At 36.2% G+C, this 22,081-nt stretch carries 10 protein-coding genes; 5 read left to right on the plus strand and 5 right to left on the minus strand.

What is annotated here, in order from left to right; all coding sequences use genetic code 11:
- The first annotated feature begins 11 nt into the window (after positions 1-11).
- From MUW56_RS06600 to MUW56_RS06615, 4 genes are all read left to right on the plus strand, one after another.
- Positions 12-899: a cbb3-type cytochrome c oxidase N-terminal domain-containing protein gene (locus tag MUW56_RS06600; RefSeq protein WP_292012450.1), complete on the plus strand. Its 888-nt coding sequence runs from the start codon at positions 12-14 to the stop codon at positions 897-899.
- Between the two features lie 293 nt (positions 900-1,192).
- A complete protein-coding gene (locus tag MUW56_RS06605; RefSeq protein WP_292012451.1) occupies positions 1,193-6,220 on the plus strand; it encodes a translocation/assembly module TamB in 5,028 nt (1,675 codons plus the stop codon).
- Complete coding sequence (locus tag MUW56_RS06610) at positions 6,220-8,547, plus strand: BamA/TamA family outer membrane protein (protein WP_292012452.1); 2,328 nt, start codon at positions 6,220-6,222, stop codon at positions 8,545-8,547. The genes MUW56_RS06605 and MUW56_RS06610 overlap by 1 nt, the downstream gene beginning before the upstream one ends.
- A 1-nt stretch (position 8,548) precedes the next feature.
- On the plus strand, positions 8,549-9,481 hold the full coding sequence (locus MUW56_RS06615) for a YihY/virulence factor BrkB family protein (RefSeq protein WP_292012453.1): 933 nt from the start codon (positions 8,549-8,551) through the stop codon (positions 9,479-9,481).
- A 103-nt stretch (positions 9,482-9,584) separates the two neighbouring features.
- Here MUW56_RS06615 and argS read toward each other — a convergent pair whose 3' ends face one another.
- From argS to MUW56_RS06640, 5 genes are all read right to left on the minus strand, one after another.
- Entirely contained in the window at positions 9,585-11,345 is a 1,761-nt protein-coding gene (gene argS / locus MUW56_RS06620; protein WP_292012454.1) for an arginine--tRNA ligase, read from the minus strand.
- A gap of 172 nt (positions 11,346-11,517) precedes the next feature.
- Positions 11,518-12,966, minus strand: coding sequence for a SusD/RagB family nutrient-binding outer membrane lipoprotein (locus MUW56_RS06625; protein ID WP_292012455.1), 1,449 nt, complete (start codon positions 12,964-12,966; stop codon positions 11,518-11,520).
- 11 nt (positions 12,967-12,977) lie between these two features.
- Complete coding sequence (locus MUW56_RS06630) at positions 12,978-16,010, minus strand: SusC/RagA family TonB-linked outer membrane protein (RefSeq protein WP_292012456.1); 3,033 nt, start codon at positions 16,008-16,010, stop codon at positions 12,978-12,980.
- Between the two features lie 367 nt (positions 16,011-16,377).
- Positions 16,378-17,805 carry a SusD/RagB family nutrient-binding outer membrane lipoprotein gene (locus MUW56_RS06635; protein ID WP_292012457.1) on the minus strand — a complete coding sequence of 476 codons (1,428 nt, stop codon included), beginning with the start codon at positions 17,803-17,805 and terminating at the stop codon, positions 16,378-16,380.
- Between the two features lie 10 nt (positions 17,806-17,815).
- On the minus strand, positions 17,816-20,818 hold the full coding sequence (locus MUW56_RS06640; protein ID WP_292012458.1) for a SusC/RagA family TonB-linked outer membrane protein: 3,003 nt from the start codon (positions 20,816-20,818) through the stop codon (positions 17,816-17,818).
- Positions 20,819-21,450: 632 nt separating this feature from the next.
- Here MUW56_RS06640 and MUW56_RS06645 point away from each other — a divergent pair.
- Entirely contained in the window at positions 21,451-22,035 is a 585-nt protein-coding gene (locus MUW56_RS06645) for a ribonuclease HII (RefSeq protein ID WP_292015388.1), read from the plus strand.
- Positions 22,036-22,081 lie beyond the last annotated feature (46 nt).

The raw sequence follows: 22,081 nt of genomic DNA on the forward strand, positions 1-22,081 counted from the left end.
ATGTTATTGCAATGAAAACGAGAACCCCAATTTCAATATATATCGCGACTACCATAGGCTTAACCATCATGGCCTTTGAAATGTTCGCCAGTGATTCAGGTTATTTTTCATCTCCATTCTTCTGGGCCTTGATGCTGATTGCCATTATTCTTCTGATGATCATGAACTCTATTGGGGACATGATTGAAAATGAAAGCTTCAGCAGACTGTCAGAGGAAGAAAAAAAACAGTATCTGGCAGACAAAAGTGTTCCCTATTATCAAAAACTATGGAATTCTGCTTTTAAAAAACAGTCTGTCTCCGAGGAAAAAGATATTCTTATTGATCACGGTTTCGACGGAATCACAGAGCTGGACAACTCACTTCCAAAATGGTGGATAGGCTTATTCTGGTTCGGATGTATTTTCTGTGCCGTGTATTTAACAGCTTTTGCCTTTACAGATTATGCCCATCCGGATGCTGAATACGGCAAAGAAGCAAAAACAATGCTGGCTTCCATCGAAGAATATGAGAAAAATGCTCCCCAAATCAATCTGGAAACAGCAAAATACAGTGCCGATCATATCGCAGAAGGCCAGGAACTGTTCAAAACCAATTGTGTGACCTGTCACGGAGACGGAGGCAAAGGAGGTATCGGCCCTAACCTTACGGACACCCACTGGATCAATATCAAAGAAAAAAGTTTATTTAAAAACGTTTTCTGGATGCTTGAAAACGGTTCTCCCAATAATCCTACGATGAGGCCATTCATTAAAGAAGGAACCATTACAGGAAGAGATGCTGAAAAAATTGCAGCCTATATTTATCATATTAACCAGGAATCTTCTCCCATCACAGTGGCCCAAGGTGGGGCTGCAGCACAGGGTGAAGAGGTGAAATGGGAAAACGGAAACGATTAAAAAATTATTACCCAACAACATATAAACCATGCCACGCCCCCTTTACACTACATTAACATTTGAATTTTCATTTTTGCTAACTAACCTTTTCAACATAAAAAATGATATAAAGGGGGCTTTCTAAAAATAAAATCCGCACCTTGGTTCGTCTTACTCAACTATTCACTTGACAACTACTAAACTAAAAATTCCATAATAAGACAGCCAAGGCAGGATTTTTGCATTTGTAAAGGGTACCACAACAAGGATTGAATCAAATAGTATTATTATCTTTGTTAGAAACCATATTGCATTTGAAACTGAAAATCAACACTACAAAACTCTTAAAGCGTATTGCAATAACCTTTATTTCAATATTGGTTCTTCTTACCCTGTTGATCCTAAGCTTAAGGCTTCCTGCCGTTCAAAACTTTATTAAAGACCGGCTCGTTGTCTATCTTGAGAAAAAAATCAAAACCAAAGTAAGCCTTGAAAAAGTCTATATAGGATTTCCCAACAGCCTTGTGATGGAAAACCTTTACCTCAAGGGGCAGGACGTTGACACTCTTCTGTCAGTTAAAAAACTGGATGTAGGACTGCATATGCTGAAGCTCATCAGTTCTACGGCAGATATCACTTCCGTAGATATGCAGGGAGCCCGTGCCAATGTCGTAAGAAAACCGGATGGAAAATTCAATTTTGATTATATCATGGATGCTTTTGCGACCAGTGATAAGGAAGAAAGCCCATCCAAGCCGTTTATTATTTCTCTTGATAAAATTAATTTAAAGGATATCGGTGTTACTTTTAACGACCAACAGTCGAGGAATGACATCAAACTTTATTTCAAGTCTTTTGATACAAGGGTTAAAAAGTTTGACCTCAGTAAAAACACCTATGCAGTCAATGATATTAACCTTGACGGATTAAAATTAAAGTTAAAACAGGGAATAGTAGAGGAAGTTTCTAAAAAAGTTGAGAAAAAAGTAGACTCGCTCAATAAAAAGAAGCCGATGAGTATTGGGCTGAGGGGCATCAAACTTACCCATTTCGATATTGACTACGGTGATGATAATACCAAAACATTTGCTAAAGTTGTATTTAAAGAATTAAGCACAAAAGTCAACAAACTTGATCTTGAAAACAATTCTTACCATATTGCCAATGTCTTTCTTTCGGGAGCGGATATTAATGCCAACCTTTATCTTCCTGCTCAAAATGCCAACCCTAAAAATTCAAAGGAACCGGAACCGTCCAAAGTTTCCGATCAGGATAAAGCCATCCATCTTCTATTAGGAAAGCTCGTGCTCAACGATGTAAAGGCGGCATATAACAATACTGCTATCGCTCCTACCCAGCAGGGAATGGACTTCAATCATCTGAACTTCTCCAAAATGAATGTTGAGGTGAGAAGTTTTAAAATGGAGAACAATACGTTTGCAGGAACAGTTAATTCTGCAGAAATTCAGGAAGGAAGAGGATTGGATATTCAAAAATTCAATACTGATTTTGTCTATGCTGAAAAAGAAGCTTATCTCAAGAGCCTGTATCTTCAGACTCCCAAAACCCTCTTGCGGGATGAAATTATTTTAAATTATAATTCCATTGAACAATTAAGTTCAAACCTTGGTGCTGTGAAAATTTCAGCCCGTATTAAAGATTCTAAAGTTGGTTTTTCTGATATCTTAAATCTGGTGCCTGGTCTAAAAAATACGGTCCCATTCAACAAATATCCGAATGCAATCCTGAATGTCAATGCGAATGTAAAAGGAAGCGTGAATGATCTCTTCATTCAGGATCTCAAGGTTTCGGGACTTGATCAGTTGAGAGTGGCTGCTTCAGGAAGAGTCAGAAATGCGATGAACCCTGATCAGTTGTACTATGATCTGAGAATCGGTGAATTTTCTTCTAATGCCAAAACAATTTTCAACCTTGTTCCGAAAAATACCATTCCCTCCAATATTGCACTTCCCTCCCACTTCAGTGTCAAAGGAAATGCCAAAGGGACGACCAAGGTCATCAATACTGATCTTAACTTATACTCTACTCTTGGAAATGCGGCGATCATTGCCAATATCGATATGCGCAGAAAAAATCATGAGCTGTATGACGTCAAGGCCAATCTTCAGGGAATACAGGTTGGAAAGATCATTAAAAATAAAGATATCGGCCCTGTTACAGCGCAAATTGCCGCCAAGGGAGAAAGTTTTGATTTTAAAAATGCCAATGCCAATGTAAAAGGACACGTGGCCTCCGCCGTTTATAAAGGATACCGTTATCAAAATATGGATTTAACTGGTAAAATCAATAGAGGAGCTTATCATGTTATTTTAAATTCAAAAGACCCTAATGCCCATCTGCAGCTGACTGCTTCGGGAGTGTATGATGAAAAAAATCCTACGGTCAAAGTAAATGGAGAAGTGATCAAACTGGATGTCAATAAACTTGGATTTTATGAAAAACCAATGATTATTGCCGGAAAAATTGATGGAGACTTTACAAGCCTGGATCCCAACAATCTGAACGGCTACCTAAATCTTAAAGATTTTGCCTTTTCCGACACCAAAGAAGTTTATCCGGTGCAGGAAGTGAATCTGAAGGCTTCTTCCACAAAGGACTCCACACAGATTATTTTTAATTCTCAGATAGCCGATGCCGAGCTGAAGGGAAAATATAAACTTACCCAGATTTTTGGATCTTTACTGCAGACGATCAATCAGTATTACCAATTCCAGAAGCCCGATAAAACCCAGAAAATTGATCCGGGGCAGCATTTTTCTTTTACGTCCAAAATTAAAAATGATGATCTGATCAGGAAATTTGTTCCGGATCTGAAAAGTTTTGAAACGATTAATTTAGCCGGAAACTACGATGCAGATTCCCGGAAAATTGAAATTGACGGACAGATCCCCCAATTATTATACGGAGAAAATTCAATTGAAAATGCCGCATTAAAAGTAACCAATGAAAATCAGGCACTGCAGTATAATCTTAATGCAGCAGCCTTAAAAAGCTCAAGCTTATCTTTAAATAAAATTGATATCACCGGGGATGTGGCTGATAATACGATCAATTACAACATCACGACCAAAGATGATAAAAATGCCACGCAATTCCTCATTGCAGGACGCGCGAAATCATTGAACGACATTACGGAGATATCCTTAAATCCCAACGGTTTAAAACTGAATTATGCAGATTGGAATGTCGCAGAAAACAATAAGATCCAGATCAGTAACAAAGGAATTTTAGCCGATAATTTTACCCTTTCCAATGGGGGAAGCGAAATTTCAGTTCAATCCGAAAGTGACAGCCCGGCCAGTCCTTTACATGTTTCGCTGAAAGATTTTAAAATTGAAACCATTACAGAACTTATTAAAAAAGATACAGTTCTGGCAAGAGGAACCATCAATGGCACCGCCCAACTGAAGGATATTATGAAAAATATGTCCTTCACTTCCGACCTCAATATTTCAGATCTCATTGTTTACGGAAGTCCCGTCGGAAACCTTGCTGTGAAAGTGAATAATTCTTCAAAAAATATTTTAAATGCTGATATCGCTCTTTCCGGAAACAATAACGATGTAAAAATCCTCGGAGATTACAATACTTCTTCAAGCACCTTTGACCTGAATATGGCGATCAACCAGCTTCAGATGAAAAGTCTGCAGGGTTTCTCAATGAACGCGATCACCAATACGGAAGGTTATCTTTCAGGAAATCTAAAAATTACCGGAACTACTGCTCAACCCAATATTCTGGGAAAAGTAAAACTCAATAATGCAGGGCTGGAAATAGCAAAAACAGGAAGTGACTTCAGAAAACTGAACGATGAGATCGATTTCACCAGCCGCGGTATTGAATTTAATCAATTTAAAATCAACGATAAAGACGGAAATTCTCTTATTGTAGACGGACAGGTATTGACGCAGACATACAGGGATTTTGCATTTAATCTTAATGTCAATGCCAAAGATTTCAAAGTGGTGAACTCAGAAAAATCGAACGATGCCATGATGTATGGTATTCTTGCAATTGATGCAGGGCTGCGCATCCGCGGAAATCTTGATCTGCCCAAAGTAGATGGAAGGTTAAGTGTCGCAGACAATACGGATTTTACTTTTGTTCTCCCTCAATCTACTCCATCTTTACAGGAAAGAGACGGAATTGTAGAGTTTGTGGATCAGGACCAGGTAGTACTCAATAAAACGATCAAAACAGATTCGATTAATGCACAAAGCCGCATCAAAGGAATGGATGTAAGCGTTAACATTGAGGTAAGCAAGGAAGCCAAACTGTCCCTGATCATAGACAAAGCCAACGGAGATTTTGTACAGCTTCAGGGAGAGGCTGAACTGACCGGAGGAATTGATCCTTCAGGAAAAACTACTCTGGTGGGAGTGTATGAAGTAGAAAAAGGAAGCTATGATCTTTCTGTAAGCTTTCTGAAGCGTAAGTTTGATATCCAGAAAGGAAGCACCATTACCTGGACCGGTGAGCCTACGATGGCCGTAATGGATATTACAGCAGTTTATAAAACTGAAGCACCTCCTATCGATCTGGTGGAACAGCAGGTAAGTGGTGAAAGCACCTCAATGATGAACCAGTTTAAGCAGAGAATACCTTTTAATGCTTTACTGAAAATGAAAGGTGAGCTATTGAAACCTCAGCTAACGTTTGATATTACTACGGAAGAAAAAAATAACTCTATATCGTCGAATGTAAAGGATATTGTGGATCAGAAACTTGCCCAGCTCAGAACACAGGAGTCTGAAATGAATAAGCAGGTATTTGCTTTACTGCTTCTGAACCGCTTTATCGGGGAAAACCCGTTTGAAAGCGGTGCCGGAATGTCTGCAGAAACGATGGCAAGGCAAAGTGTGAGTAAGATCCTTTCTCAGCAATTAAATAATCTTGCAGCGGGACTGATCAAAGGAGTTGACCTCAATTTTGGTCTTGATTCTTCAGAAGATTATTCCACCGGACAGAAAAATACCAGAACTGACCTGAATGTGGATATCAGTAAAAAATTGTTGAATGACAGATTGAAAGTGACGGTAGGAAGTAATTTCGGACTGGAAGGGCAAGCCCGCCAGAATGAAAATATGACCAATATTGCAGGCAATGTTTCTGTAGATTACAGTCTTTCTAAAGACGGAAGATATATGCTGCGTGCCTACCGTAAAGATGAATATCAGGTTGCCCTTCAGGGACAGATTATTGAAACCGGAGTTGGATTTATCATTACGTTGGATTACGACAAATTCCGGGAGATTTTCCAAAAATCTAAAGAAAAGAAACCCAAAAAGAATCAAAACAATCAAGTGGTAGAATTTAAATAATGAGTAATATATTCCATACATATTGTAAATATTTGTTTGCTTCCGGGCTGGCATCTGCTGTAATTTCCTGCAGCAATACAAGATTTTTAAAAGAGGGTCAGATGCTTTACACCGGAGCTGAAGTAAAGATCGAAAACGACACCATTTCAAAAAAAGAAAGGAAAGATCTTCAGTCTGCATTGGAAGCTAATCTCACTCCCAAACCCAACTCTACATTTTTGGGAATGCGCCCTAAGCTGTATTTTTATAATATCACCAAAGAGCCTAAAAAGGACAAAGGCTTTAACTACTGGCTTAAATATAAAATAGGTGAAAAACCTGTATTATTGGGCGATGTAGATCGTGAATTCAATAAAGATATTATTGAAAACTATTCTGAAAACAAAGGATATTTCAATGCCAGGGCCACTTATGATACGGTTTTAAAGAATAAAAAAGCACAAGTCATTTATACGGTAAGACCCGGCTCCCGATATTTGATTGATGGCGTTAAATTCCAAAAAGATTCTACTCTTGTCAACCAGGAAATTCAAAGCTTAACCAAGAGGACTCTTCTTAAAAACGGAAAACCATTTGACCTGGATGTCATTAAAGCGGAAAGGGAAAGAATTGATAACGGGCTGAAAGAAAGAGGTTTTTATTATTTCCATCCTGATAATATTATTGTACAGGCAGACAGTACCGTAAGCAAAAATCATAAGGTTGAGCTTAATGTAAAGCTTAAAGATAACACGCCGGATCTGGCCACTCAACAGTTCAGCATTGATAAAGTTGTTGTATTCCCCAATTATAACATCCAGGATGTAAAAGACGGGAAATACACTATTCCTATGGATAAAGATTCTCTTTCCAAATATGCTTTTGATGACATTTATGTAATTGATCCGCAACATAAATTTAAACCTAAGATTTTCGATAGAGCCTTGTATTTCAAAAAAGGAGATCTTTACAACCGTTCCAACCATAACCTTACTCTGAACCGGCTTATCAGTCTCGGAGTTTTCAAGTTTGTGAAAAATGAGTTCATTGTATCTGACTCGTTAAGCCATACATTTGATGCTTATTATTTACTGACTCCAAGACAAATCCAATCTCTCCGTCTGGAAGCTTTAGGAAGAACAAACTCTGCAAACTATGCCGGTAGTGAGCTTAACCTGAACTGGACCCACAGAAATTTCTTCCGGGGTGCGGAGCAGTTTAAGGCAGCTATATATGGAGCTTTTGATTTCCAGATGGGCGGACCGGAAAATGCAAAAAATTTATTTAGAGCAGGGGCAAACACCCAGCTTTCCATTCCCAGAATTGTAGCCCCATTCCGTTTTCATTCTTCAAGTGCATTTGTTCCACGAACGAATATCAATTTAGGTTTTGAATTCCAGAATCGTACTCAATATTATACGCTGAATACTTTTACGGCCTCATTCGGATATCTTTGGAAAGAAAATGTAAGAAAGGAGCATGATCTGAAAATATTTGATGTAACTCTGGTATCTCCTGCAAAAGTTACGGCTTTATATGATTCAATATCTGCAAAGAGCCAGGCGATGCAAAGGGTTGTACAAAAGCAGCTTATTTTTGGACCTACCTATTCCTATACGTATACCAATACGATGCAGTCCAGACCTACTACGATTTATTATAAAGGGACCTTAGATCTGGCAGGAAATATTACAGGTCTTGTAACGGGTGCCAATGTAAAAAAAGATAAAGAAAAAACACTGTTCGGAATTCCTTTCAGTCAATATGCTAAAATAGAAAATGACTTCAGGCTTTATCATAAGTTTACTGAGAAAACATCTTTAGCAACAAGGTTTATTGCAGGAATTGCCTATCCTTACGGTAATTCCCAGAATGTTCCTTTTTCCAAGCAGTTTTTTTCAGGAGGCAGCAACAGTATCAGAGCATTCCGGGCAAGAACCCTGGGGCCGGGCAGTTTTGATCCAAGAACAATACAGTCGGGATATTATTTTGATCAGTCCGGAGACATCAAGTTAGAATTAAATGCTGAATACCGTGCAAACCTCTATAAATTCTTAAATGTCGCAGCCTTTGTTGATGCCGGAAATATCTGGCTTGTTAATGAAGATAAGGAGCGGCCGGGGGCAAAATTCTCAAAGGAATTTTTAAATGAAATTGCTGTAGGAGCCGGAGTTGGCCTAAGACTTGATTTTTCTATCCTGATTTTAAGATTGGATTTAGCAATGCCTCTGCGAGTTCCTTACTATGAAAAGGGAGACAGGTGGGCATTTAACAGGATCAATTTTGGTGATCCAAGCTGGAGAAAAGATAACCTTATTTTAAATATTGCCATCGGATATCCTTTTTAATATGATCAATACTATAAAATTTTTCTGGGAGGTTCTGAAAGATACATTTACAGAATGGAACAATTCATCCGCATCAAAAGATTCGGCAAGTCTGGCCTATTATGCGATCTTTTCTATTCCTGGATTATTGATTATTATTATCTGGGTGCTTGGCAATTTCTTTGGTGAGGAGGCGATCCGGGGACAAATAAGTACTCAGATCAATGGTATTATGGGACCTGATGTAGCAAGAAGCATTGAAGGAATGCTGGCTGGCGCCCTGATCGACAAAGAGAATATTTTTATGAAAGCAGTAGGAGTTGGCTCACTGGTTTTTGGGTCTACTACCCTGTTCTTTCAGCTTCAACATTCATTAAATGCACTTTGGGATGTAGAGGCAGCTCCCAAGAAAGCCCTTCTCAAGTTTTTACTGGATAGAGCCAACTCTTTAGGGATGATCCTTATTTTAGGATTTTTATTGATGATTACCATGATCCTTTCTTCCCTGATCAGTCTTTTCAGTAAAATCATTACTCAATATTTCGGTCTTGAAACGTATATCATTGCTGAATTGGTAAATTTCACTATAGGTTTTGGGCTTGTCATGCTTTTATTTGCGCTCATGTTTAAAGTGCTTCCCGATGTCTTGATCAGCTGGAAGCCCGTTTGGAGAGGAGCTTTCCTGACAGCCATTCTATTTACCTTAGGAAAATTTCTGTTAAGCCTTTATTTCAATCAGGTAAAACCTACTTCTACGTTTGGGGCCGCCGGAACGGTTATCCTGATCATGATGTGGATCAACTATTCCTGTATGCTCATATTTTTCGGAGCTAAATTCACCAAAGTCTATACTTACAAAAAAGGATATAAAGTCTCTCTTTCTAAGCATGCACGATGGACTGCTGCTAAACTCTATGCAGACAGTCTGAAACAGATGCACGGGGAGAATGGGTAAATACGAGGTGTTTAAGAAAGAAGCCTATACAGCGTATAAATCATTACTACGGTACATTGTATAACACAAAAAAACCTCCTGGAAAATTCAGGAGGTTTTATTTTTACATTCTGTTGACCGTTCCGATTCCCAGAAGCTCTAAAGATCTTTTGATCGTTTTCGCCGTGAGATCTGAAACATTCAAACGGAATTGCTTTACATTTTCATCATCCTGATTCAGGATTGGATTATTCTGATAGAAAGAGTTGTATGCTTTCACAAGATCATATACATAATTAGCCACTAATGCCGGGCTTAAAGTTTCTGCTGACTTAGCCACCACAGTTTTAAAGTTGGCCAACTGCATGGTCAGTTCTTTCTCAGACTGGTTTAGCACTACATCGGCAGTCTCTTGCTGCGCATAATCTGCTTTAGACAGTAATGACTGGATACGTGCATAGGTATATTGAATAAATGGCCCCGTGTTTCCGTTAAAGTCAATACTTTCTGCAGGATTGAAAAGCATTTTTTTCTTAGGATCAACTTTTAGCATAAAATATTTCAATGCTCCAAGACCTACTGTTTCATAAGAAGCTTCTTTATCCTGTTCAGAAAGATTTTCCAGTTTCCCAAGCTCCTGGGCTTTGGATTTTGCTGTTTCATACATTTCCTGCATCAGGTCATCAGCATCTACAACGGTTCCTTCACGGGATTTCATTTTGCCTTCAGGAAGCTCTACCATTCCGTAAGAAAGGTGGTACAGCTGGTCTGCCCACTCATATCCTAATTTCTTCAGGATCTTAAATAAAACCTGGAAGTGATAATCCTGCTCATTTCCTACGGTATAGATCAGCTTCTGAATATTGTTTTGTTTAAAACGTTCCACTGCGGTCCCTAAATCCTGAGTCATATACACTGAAGTACCGTCTGAACGTAATAATAGCTTCTGATCAAGTCCTTCATCTGTAAGATCACACCAAACAGAGCCGTCTTCTTTCTTATATAAAACTCCTTTATCCAGCCCTTCCTGAATAAGGTCTTTTCCTAAAATATACGTATTACTTTCATATTGAACCTGGTCAAAGCCAACGCCTAATCTTTTATAGGTTTCATTGAATCCTTTATATACCCATGAATTCATTTCCGCCCACAAGTTTCTTACTGCCTCATCCCCATTTTCCCAATCTACAAGCATTTTCTGAGCTTCTTTCATCATGGGAGCTTCTTTTTTAGCCTGCTCTTCTCCCACGCCCTGCCCTACAAGATCTGCTATTTCTTTTTTGTAGTTTTTATCAAACTCTACATAATAGTTTCCTACAAATTTATCTCCTTTGGTATTCGTTGTTTCCGGCGTTTCCCCGTTCCCGAATTTCTCCCAGGCTAGCATCGATTTACAGATGTGAATTCCTCTGTCATTAATGATCTGTGTTTTGATCACATCATACCCTGCTTCTTCTAAAATCTGGGCTACAGAAAATCCTAATAAATTATTTCTGATATGCCCCAGGTGTAAAGGCTTATTGGTATTCGGAGAAGAATACTCTACCATTACCGTAGCATTTTTCTTTTCTGTTGTGGAGAAACCATTGCTTACAGATCTGAAGTTATCAATAAAAAACTGGTTTTTAACTTTAACATTAAGGAAGCCTTTTACGACGTTAAAGCTTTCCAAAAGCTCTGTCTGTTCTGTCAAAGCTTCACCCAGTTCAACTCCAATACTTTCCGGATTCTTTTTTAACTGTTTTACCAACGGAAATGTAACGATTGTAAAATCTCCCTCAAATTCCGTTTTATTTTCCTGAATTTCCAGTTTGATATCTTTTAACTGATATACATTTAAAATAACCTCTGAAAGTTTCCCTTCTATAATATCTTTAATATTCATGCTCTTAAGTTTATATTTAATGGTTATAAGGAGTTTTTCCAAACAATCACCTTTCTTTGAGATTAAACATTTTCATGGGCTCTGCTACCTCTCAAAATTTCGAACTACAAATATACGGAAATAAAAAAACCGCCCGAAGGCGGTATAATATGAATGTTGTTAAAAATAAGTGTTAGTTTTTGTCCCAGAAGAGTTTGGTTGTCAGCTTATCTCCACCTATTGAAGCTGCTGCCGCTGCATAATTAGTAGGATTTGTTGTTGTTTCTCTCACCGGATACTGTAATCTTACAGGAACTTTTCCTTCAGCTTGAGAAACAGCAGTAGGCGGAGCCACAAGAACAGGATAATCCAGTCTTCTATAGAAGTTCCAACCTACCATACCTTGATTAAACATGGCTATCCATGACTGTTCCCCTATAGACTTTTTCCAGTTTCCGGCATTATAAGGATTAGCAGCCAAATATACTGCAGCATCTGAAGTAGAAACACCCCATTCAGATAAAGAAGCATTTACCGCATTTGCATAAGCCACCGCTGAAGTTGCTCCAATACCCCAACGTGCGGAAGCCTCTGCCAAGTAAAATGCTACCTCAGTATAATTCAGGATAACCCCCGGCGTTGTTTCCTTATAAGCAAAATCTCCGATATGGCTATTTGCAGCAAAACTAGAAGGAGTGCCTATGGTTCCACCTTTATATGGAACGACATTATTATCAAAATATTTTGCTCTTCTCGGATCTGAAGATGTATTCATATAATCAACTACTGTTTTTCCAGCAACAAAGTCATTTCTATTACTTGCCACCAGATTTTCAAACAATGGATTAAAGTTGGGTGATGCACTTAAATATCCAAACAGACAATTATCTGCTGAACTTGTCATTACACCAGCACTGATAGCTTCTGCTGCAGTAGCTTGTGCTAAAGCTGAATTAGAATCAGCAATTCCAATTGCCAGTTTCAATAATAATGAATTACCAAATGTTTTCCATTTCGTTAAGTCTCCATTATAAAACAGATCTCCGGAGCTAAAGGTACCACCGCTAGTATCTATTGATGCTACATCTTTTTTTAACCTGGTAATTAAATCTGTATAAATATCCGCTCCTTTATCATATTTAGGTAAAGAATTTGATCCTATATTATTAGATTCTTTATATGGTATATCTCCATAAGTATCCACCAATGTCTGATAAATAAAAACCTGCTGCATATCCAGAATAGCCAATTGATTAGTTCGGGTTATTGGCCATGTACTTTGCTCGGTTGCTGTTGGCACATACTCGTTTATAATATTTTTAGCTTTTACCAGATTTTGCATTGTATCCACATACAAGTCCAGCCATACATTGTTAGAAATATTCCTGTTTACAAAATCATAATTACTTTCATCAACATAAGTTACCTCCTGCCAATACTGCATTATTAACCTGAAATTATTTTCATTTACACTTGGTGTATTCAAATAATCAGACAGCTGTTTTTGAGAATATGACAATAAGGCTTCAGGTTTTGTTGTATATGAGCTGTTTGGATCTGTATTTAATTCATCAAAATTACTACATGATAATACAGATACACCGATGGATAATAATCCTATATATTTAAATATTTTTTTCATTTTAAATTTATTTAGAAGTTAGCCTTAATACTAAAAGAATAAACTCTTGAAGTTGGCATTACACCAGATTGATAGCCCTGGGCGTTACCTGAGCTAAACGCGGCTTCAGGATCTGCATATGGCAAATTTTTGTGAATGATCCATAAATTATTACCTATCGCACTAAATGTAAGCCCTTTAAAGAAAGTATTTGCTAAATACTTAGAAGGAATACTATAAGATATTGCAACTTCTCTTAATTTTACAAAACTTGCATCATATACAAATGCTGAAGCTGGTGCATATCTATAACCATATAATCCGTAATTCTGACCGGATACACGAATATTATTTACTGAGCCGTCAGTTTTTACTCCTGGTAAAATCACACCTCCTCCTTGGCTTATTGGATTTCTTACCGGATTTCCTAAATCATTTAATCCTGCAGTTTCAGGATAAATACCAGTGGCTAAACCATAATATTGGTCAAGCGAAAAGATACTACCCCCTTTTCTCCAATCGATCTGGAATGATAATTGAAAGTCCTTATAACTAAATTTATTAATCAGTCCACCGAACCAATCTGCCTGCATATTACCAATAACATTATTAGTTGAGGAAGAAATTAAATATCTACCATTAGCTCCTACAGTTTTCTGGCCATTTGTATAAACATAGTCAGTTCCCTTAATAGTTCCATACAAGTCATCTAAACTTGCATTAATTGTTACGCCACCCTGAAAAGATCCTAATGTAATATTTTCATTTCCCGGGGCAATTTTAGTAACTTTAGTTTGAGGGTTAGACCAGTTTGCATTTATGTCCCATCTGAAGTTTTCAGATTTAAGAGGCGTCATATTTAATGAGATCTCCCAACCATCTGTTCTTAGATTACCTGCGTTCTGGATTTTTGTAGCAACACCATTACCGTAAGAAACCGGTAGAGCCAAAATTTGGTCAAATGCATCATTTTTAAACCAAGCAATATCAAATCCTAATCTGTTTTTAAAGAACTGGGCATTTAAACCAAGCTCAGTTTGCTTTGATCTTTGTGGTCTTAAATCCGGATTTTTTTCGGAGGTATTATAATAAATCATTGGCAGGTCACCAAATGATGTAGAAGTAATATATTGATTTCTTAGCTGATCTGCAGCTGTATCACTTCCCACTTCTGCATAAGAAGCTCTAAATTTACCAAAATTCATGACACCGCCTTTTAAAAAATTCCAATTCGAGAATACAACACTCGCTGAACCGGAGTAATACCAGTATATATTATTATTTACAGGTAAGGCAGAAGATTGGTCTCTTCTTACTGTTCCTTCCAAATAATAGGTTCCCTGATACCCTAAACTAGCCTGAGCAAAAATACCCGCAATCCTTTTAGTCGTATCAATTGTAACAGGTTTTGGGTTGGCCGAATCTGAGTTAGAAACAGTATAAATTCCAGGAACGTACAGTCCTCCAGAAGTTGATTGCGAATTACTATAAAAATTAATAACATTTAAGTTTGTTCCTAATAATGCATTTAAGTTTAAACCATTATCAAAATCTTTCTTATAGTTGGCTATGAAATCATAATTCGTTTCTCTTTGTTTGATTTGCATTACAGCAAAGCCTGAAGGCTGATCAACTGCAGTCAAACCAAATCCCATTAATTCAGGAATAGAGCCAACTGCCTTTCGGTCTTCCATTCTTTGTGTAAAACCATCTGTTCCGACTCTTGCCAATAAATTTAAATTCTTTGTAACATCATAACTTAAAGAGAAGTTACCTGCAAATCTTTCCCTTGTATCATAAACGGCATTTTCATAAACCTGGAAATATGGATTATTCCAGTATGCCGGAGTTAAGTTATCGGGTCCGGCAATGTTCCATGTATAATTATTTCCGGAATTCTTATAGAAGTATTGCTGATCTTTAAGATCAACATTCACAGGCCACCATTGTCTGAAGCCAGAAATTAAATTACCGCTATACCCTGTAGAGTTTCTTCCTTTTACATTTTGAGAAACATAGGTAGCGCCGATGGTTGCCATTAAATTATCCACCAATTTGTAAGAAGCATTCCCCATAACGGTGTTCTTGTTCAATGATGTATTTGGCATAATATCAGATCCATTCTGATTATTAAATGACAATCTGAACGATCCGGTATCTCCTCCTTTGGAAAAGGATATACCATTGTTATAATTTATACCTTTTTGGAAAAACTTTGATGGATCATTTTTTGCAGCTACCCATGCAGTTGCCTTATTATAAGTAGGAGATCCCGGAATGAAAGAACCATATTGATAAACCATCAGATCAGGATTGAAGGCTGCGCCGTAGGATGCATCTTCCGTAGTAGGCGACATAGGCGCTCCGTTATATTCTGCAAATTGAGAATTTTCATTTGGCCCATAGTAATAGCCGTATCCTTGACCATATTGCTTTTGATAAGTAGGAAAAGTTTCTTTATTGATCGCTGCAATACTTATTGATGAATTGAGTTCTATTCCAATATTTTTGCCTTTTTTACCTTTTTTAGTTGTAATAATAATCGCACCATTTTGAGCTCTGGAACCATATAGCGCCGTTGCAGCAGCCCCTTTCAATACGTTTAAATCTTCAATATCATTTGGGTTAATATCTGAGATTGTATTACCAAAGTCATAACCAGGTCTCCCTTGCAATGATTGTGCAGATGTATTATTATTTGCATTAATCATAGGTACACCATCAATAACAAATAGTGGTTGATTATTACCTGCTATAGATTTATAACCTCTTAAAACAATGTCAACGGATCCACCAAAGTTCGAAACGGACTTTACCTGTAAACCCGATACTTTTCCTGACAAATTACTTGTGAAATTACTTGTTGGAGATTTTGTCAGATCACCTGCATCAACACTTTGTGTTGAGTATCCTAAAGATTTTTTCTCTCTTTTAATCCCAAGTGCAGTCACCACTACACCTTCAATCTCTTTTGTTTTAACAGTGTCTTTCTTTTCCTGAGCATTGGCAACAGCAATCGAAGAAGACATTACTAAAACAAGAAGACCTGTTGTTAATTTCTTCATATCTAAATTAATTTTTGTATCCGGACAAATTTGTTAAACTCTATTAACAATTCAAAGAAAAAGGTTAAAAAATTAAAAAATCACGAACAAAAGAATCTAAATAATGAAAAGTATTTAAAAAATAAAGTTAAAAATAAAATATTGCGAAAAATATAAACATTACAATATTGAAAAAAATAAATTTTCTTTAAACAAATCACTTATATAATAAATTAAAACCATATCAAATAGCCGAATACTAGTAAAAGCTCAACACAATCAAATATAATTTTCATATATAGTATTCATTCAAGAAAATTAAAAAGATATTTTTATATAAAAAAAACCGCCCGAAGGCGGTATAATATGAATGTTGTTAAAATAAGTGTTAGTTTTTGTCCCAGAAGAGTTTGGTTGTAGCTTTATCTCCACCTATCTTACTAGCAGCTGCAGAAACATTCGCTCCATTCAATACATATTCTTGATCAGAGTAAGGCATTCTGTATGGTACTGAAGATAAATTGGATTTTGGAGGGTTCACAAGAATAGGATTATCCAGACGTCTTGTAAAGTTCCAACAAGCTAAGCCTCTATTAAACATAGCGATCCAAGCTTGCACACCAATAGATTTCTTCCAGTTGGCGGCATTATATGGATTTGCAAGTAAATATGCTGCAGTATCTGTTGCACTTACTCCGTTTTCATTCATTGAAGCTGTGACTGCAGTGACATAAAGATCAGCAGCTGTTCCACCTACTGAATAACCTCTTGCTGCAGCTTCAGCCTTTAAAAAAGCAACTTCAGCATAGCTCATTAAATTTGATTCAGCAGTTGATGATCTAAAAAAAGATGTTAGCTGAGAGTAATTGGTAAATGGATCATTTAATTCACCAAAAACACCCCCTTTATATACTCCATTAACTTTCGTAAACCATACGCTCATTCTAGGATCTGAAAGGCTACTCATTGTATTAATTACTAATTCACTAGGTAAAAAGTCATCTCTGTTAGAAGCTACTAAATTATCATATACAGGATTTGAAAATGTATTTCCATCATATTTAAATTTATATGCTTCAGCATCAGATGAGATTACACCTGCAGCAACTGCTGATTCCGCAGTAGATTTGGAAAGGGCTGGGTCAGCATCGGCTAAATTCATGGCTAATCTTAGTTTAATTGAATTGGCAAATTTAACCCATTTAGTCATATTTCCATAATATACCAAGTCTCCAGTAGAATATCCTTTTGAAGAGGTGTTTACGGTAGTAATAACATTATTAATTCTTTTAATCAGATCTAAATAAATGGTTTTGGCATCGTCGTATTTTGGAGAGAAAATCTCGTCTGGCTTTAATGCTTCGCTGTAAGGAACATCACCAAATGTATCAACTAAATTCTCCCAGACAAAAATTTCTTCGATTTCTAAAGTCGCCAATTTATTAGCCTTCGCAGCATCAGCATTGGCTTCACTTTGCAAATTTATTTTTGCCTGCTTTATATTATTCAATGTATATACATACATTCTATTAAAATGATTACGAGGCTGGTTACGTGTGACCAAGTCATACTGCGTTTCTTGTGGATACTGCGTTTCTGCCCATTGTTGTGTAAAGAATCTATAATTATTAAAATTTACACTTGGATTATCCATGTAATATGAAGATTGGAACAATGCTGTTGCCAATAAATTTTCCGATGGAATAACTGATGGATGTTTAGGATCTTCATTAAGAGATGTTAAATCACTTTGACATGATATCAAACTTACTCCAATAAAAGCAGATACTAAACCTATTTTTATTATATTTTTCATTTTTATTAATTTAGAATTTAAATGTAACATTCACTCCAAAATCTCTTGTAGTAGGCATTGATCCAATAGACCATCCGTAAGAATTTATTCCTCCTCCGATCATTGCTTCAGGATCAGCATGTGGTAAATTTTTATGAATAATCCATAAGTTTCTACCAACAAGAGATACCTTCAGATCGTAAATTGAAGTTCCTTGTAATAAAGTTTTCGGGAATGTATAACCGATACTCGCTTCTCTCAACTTAACAAATGAACCGTCATAAACAAACTCTTTAGAGGGTTGCGTTTCATATCCATAATTACTTCCGGTACTTTTTTGTGATAACGCAATATTATTTGGTGTTCCATCTGGTAAAACACCCGGAAGAATTACATCTTTATCTCTATAATCTCCAATTGCAGATTCTTTATAAAGACCAGTATCCATACCGTAATACATATCAGTAGAAAATACATCTCCTCCTTTACGAATATCGATCAGGAAGCTTAAAGAAAATCCTTTATATTTAATACTATTTCTAATACCTCCAATCCAATCAGGTGTTGTATTACCTATAATTTGGTTCGGGTTTGTTTTATAGATCCCTGTATCAGGATCAATAACTCTTTGTCCATTTAAATAAACATAATCGGCACCAATTAATGTACCCCAAGCTTCTCCGACTCTAGCATTCAAAGAAACACCTCCTTGGAAACTATTTAATAAAAGATTGGTAATTCCTGGATAAAGGTCAACAACCTTGTTTGTATTTTTGGACCAGTTAACATCTATATTCCAAGAGAAATCATTATTTTTTATAGGTACTAAACCTAACTGAACCTCATAACCAGTGTTATCAATTCTACCGGCATTAATAACCTTACCAGTGAATCCTGTTCCAGAAGACACAGGAAGAGTAATAATCTGGTTTACAGTTTTAGTTTTATAATAAGCAAAATCTAAAGTTATTCTGTCTCTTAGGAAATGTACTTCAGTTCCTACTTCAAATTCTTTAGATCTTTGAGGCTTTAAGTCGCTATTGGCTTTTGTTAAAAGAGAGCTATAAATTCCAACTCCTCCTTGTGCTCCACTAAAAATTCCGGCAGATGAGTAATAATTCGTTAACTGATAAGGATCAGCAGTTCCACCTACTTCTGCATAATTAGCTCTTAGTTTCCAGAAATTCATCCAATCTTTAGTTTTCAGAATTTCAGAAAGAATAACTGAGCCAGTTACTGAAGGATAATTATACACATTACTGCCATCAGGTAAAGTTGAACTTTGATCCACTCTCCATGTTCCATCTAAATAAAACATTTTATAAAAGTCAAATGAAGCTGTTACATATCCTGAATTTGTCTGTAAAGTATATTCATTTTCATCTGGAGCTAAAGTAGGTTTCACAGAATTAGATAATGCATAAATTCCTGGAACAACTAATCCTCCTTCTGTAGAAGCATACACGGAATTAAAATAATTCCTTCTGATATTCCCTCCCACAACTCCAGAAACATTAATATTATCTGTAATGTCAAATTTATAATTTGCCATTAAATCATAATTTGTTTCTGTTCTTGTGACATCTCTTCTTGAATACCCTGAAGCGACATCATTTCCGGATCTACCAAAAGCTTGTGCTATTGATCCTACTGCAACTCTGTTTTCAGCAAATAAATTAGATCTATCATAGGAAACTTTACCCGTAACCGATACATTATTTAATAAGTCATAGGTAACTTGTGCGTAGGTGAAATTTCTAAATCTTCTATCTGATGTATAATTTTGATAGGCCTGAAAATATGGGTTATTCCAATAGGCAGCACTTCCGTTAGTTGCTGATTTTCTGTTCCAAGAAACGTTTCCATAATAATTATCAGCACTCGCATTTGCTACGTTTTGCAAATAAGCTCTTTCCTGCTCTTTTATATCAACATTCGTTTGCCACCATTGTCTAAAGCCTGTAACGGTATTATCAGAATAGCCTGTTATACTACGACCTTTTGTGTCTTGTAAAGTCATTGTAGAATAGAACGAGGAATGCAATTTTGGTGTTAAATCATAATTTACTTTTAAGGAAAAATTATTTTTATTAAGATGTGAATTAGGCATCAAACCATCTGACATCATATTGTCATAAGTAAAACTGATATTTTTTCCTTTTTGTCCTTTCTCTAATGTAACTCCGTTAGTATATGTTGCCGGATTTTGGAAAAAGGTAATAGGTCCATTTTTTGCGGCAACCCATGGTCTCGCTTTTCCATAATTAGGAGAAGTTGGATCGTAAGAATCCCATTGATAAACTAACAAATTAGGATCAAATTTTGGTCCCCAAGAGGCATCTGCCCCAAAGTTTGCATTATATAAACCATTAGCTCCTTTTGATCCAAATGCTTGTGAGTAACCTGCACCATATCTTGTTTGATAATCTGGGAATGTTGATTTATCTATAAAGCCCACTTGTATCGTAGAAGATAGTGTAACTCCCCAAGATCCATCATCTTTTCCTTTTCCGTTTTTAGTAGTTATGACAATAACTCCATTCAGACCTCTTTCCCCATATAAAGCTGACGCTGCAGCTCCTTTTAGTACATTAATAGATTCAATATCTTCCTGATTAATATCAGATAAAGCATTACCATAATCTACATTTTTTTCCTGAGTATAGGTATTATTTACTGGTGAACCGTCAATAACGATCAAAGGATTGCCTCCTCCTAATGACTTAACCCCCCTAATTAATAAGTTTGAAGAGCCTCCAAAATTATTACTTGTTGTAACATTAAGACCAGCTACCTTTCCAGATAACTGAGCTGCGATATTACCGGTATTGGTTGTACCTTCAGAGAGAGCACTTGCTTTTACTTCCTGTGAAGCATATCCCAAAGATTTCTTCTCTCTTTTAATCCCAAGTGCAGTCACCACTACACCTTCAATCTCCTTTGTTTTAACAGTATCCTTCTTTTCCTGAGCATGAGCAACAGCTATGGAAGAGGATAATACTAAAACAAGAAGACCTGTTGTTAGTTTCTTCATATCAAATTAATTTTGTATTGCTACAAATTTGTAAAACTTTCTTAATAATACAAAGAAAAATGTATAAAAAATATCACCTATTCAATATTTAAGAAAAATATCAATTATAAATATATTAAATTGTGTTAAAAACAATATATTTAACAAAAACAGCATAGTTAAACTTTATTTTTTTTTAAGAAACAATAACAATCATTTAAATTGATAATATCTATGTATAATAATAGTTAAAAATATTCACAAAATACTGTATATCAACAATATAATACTAATGTTTTTTACAAAAAAGTATGGTACCATAAAAGCATGCCATGTTATGCATAATTTTTTTCACCAATAAGAGAAGTAAAAATTACTCTAAAATTCCCGGGAAACCGGTTAGAACGATAACAAAAAATAAAAATTTTAATAATATAAAAATATAATTATATTATTATCCTCAAAAACATTTTACCATAAAAAAGCATAGTTCTTATACTCCTTTTCCAAATCAAAACACAGCATCATATGATAAGGCTTTTTAATTTTTACAGCTGAACGTTTGATTATTTTCCGGACTCTGTAAAATGATAAAATGTACCCTTATTTCATTTTGTTTTTATTAATTTTACACCCTTATGTCAGATATCAATATGCAGTTATTACAGAAGTGGTCAGAAGCTTACATTGAAGCAGGATGTGACGAAGTTGGAAGGGGCTGTTTAAGCGGGCCCGTGGTTGCTGCAGCGGTGATTTTGGATGACAGTTTTAAACAGAACCTGGTGAATGATTCAAAAAAACTGACCTTTAAAACAAGGATGGATTTAGATAGTTACATCAAGGATAATGTAAAAAATTATGCCATTGCAGAACTTCCTCCTGCATTTATTGATCAACATAACATTCTCAATGCCAGCATACATGCGATGCATTGTGCCCTGGATAAACTCACTATCATTCCGGAGCTTATTTTAGTAGATGGCAATAAATTCCATCCTTATAATTATATCCCCCACCAATGTATCATCAAAGGAGATTCAAAAATATTATCCATTGCTGCTGCTTCTATCCTTGCTAAGAATTATAGAGATAAGCTGATGATAGAACTGCATGAAGAACATCCTGAATATGGCTGGAATACCAATTTCGGATATGCCACTAAAAAACATCAGGAAGCTCTTATTAAACACGGTCCTACGAAATATCACAGACAGTCGTTCAGACTAAAGTATGATTAGAATTGCAGAGGATCTATTCTACCTACTCCCTTTGATTTACAAAAAC

The sequence above is a fragment of the Chryseobacterium sp. genome, from assembly GCF_022869225.1.
Taxonomy (GTDB): Bacteria; Bacteroidota; Bacteroidia; order Flavobacteriales; family Weeksellaceae; genus Chryseobacterium.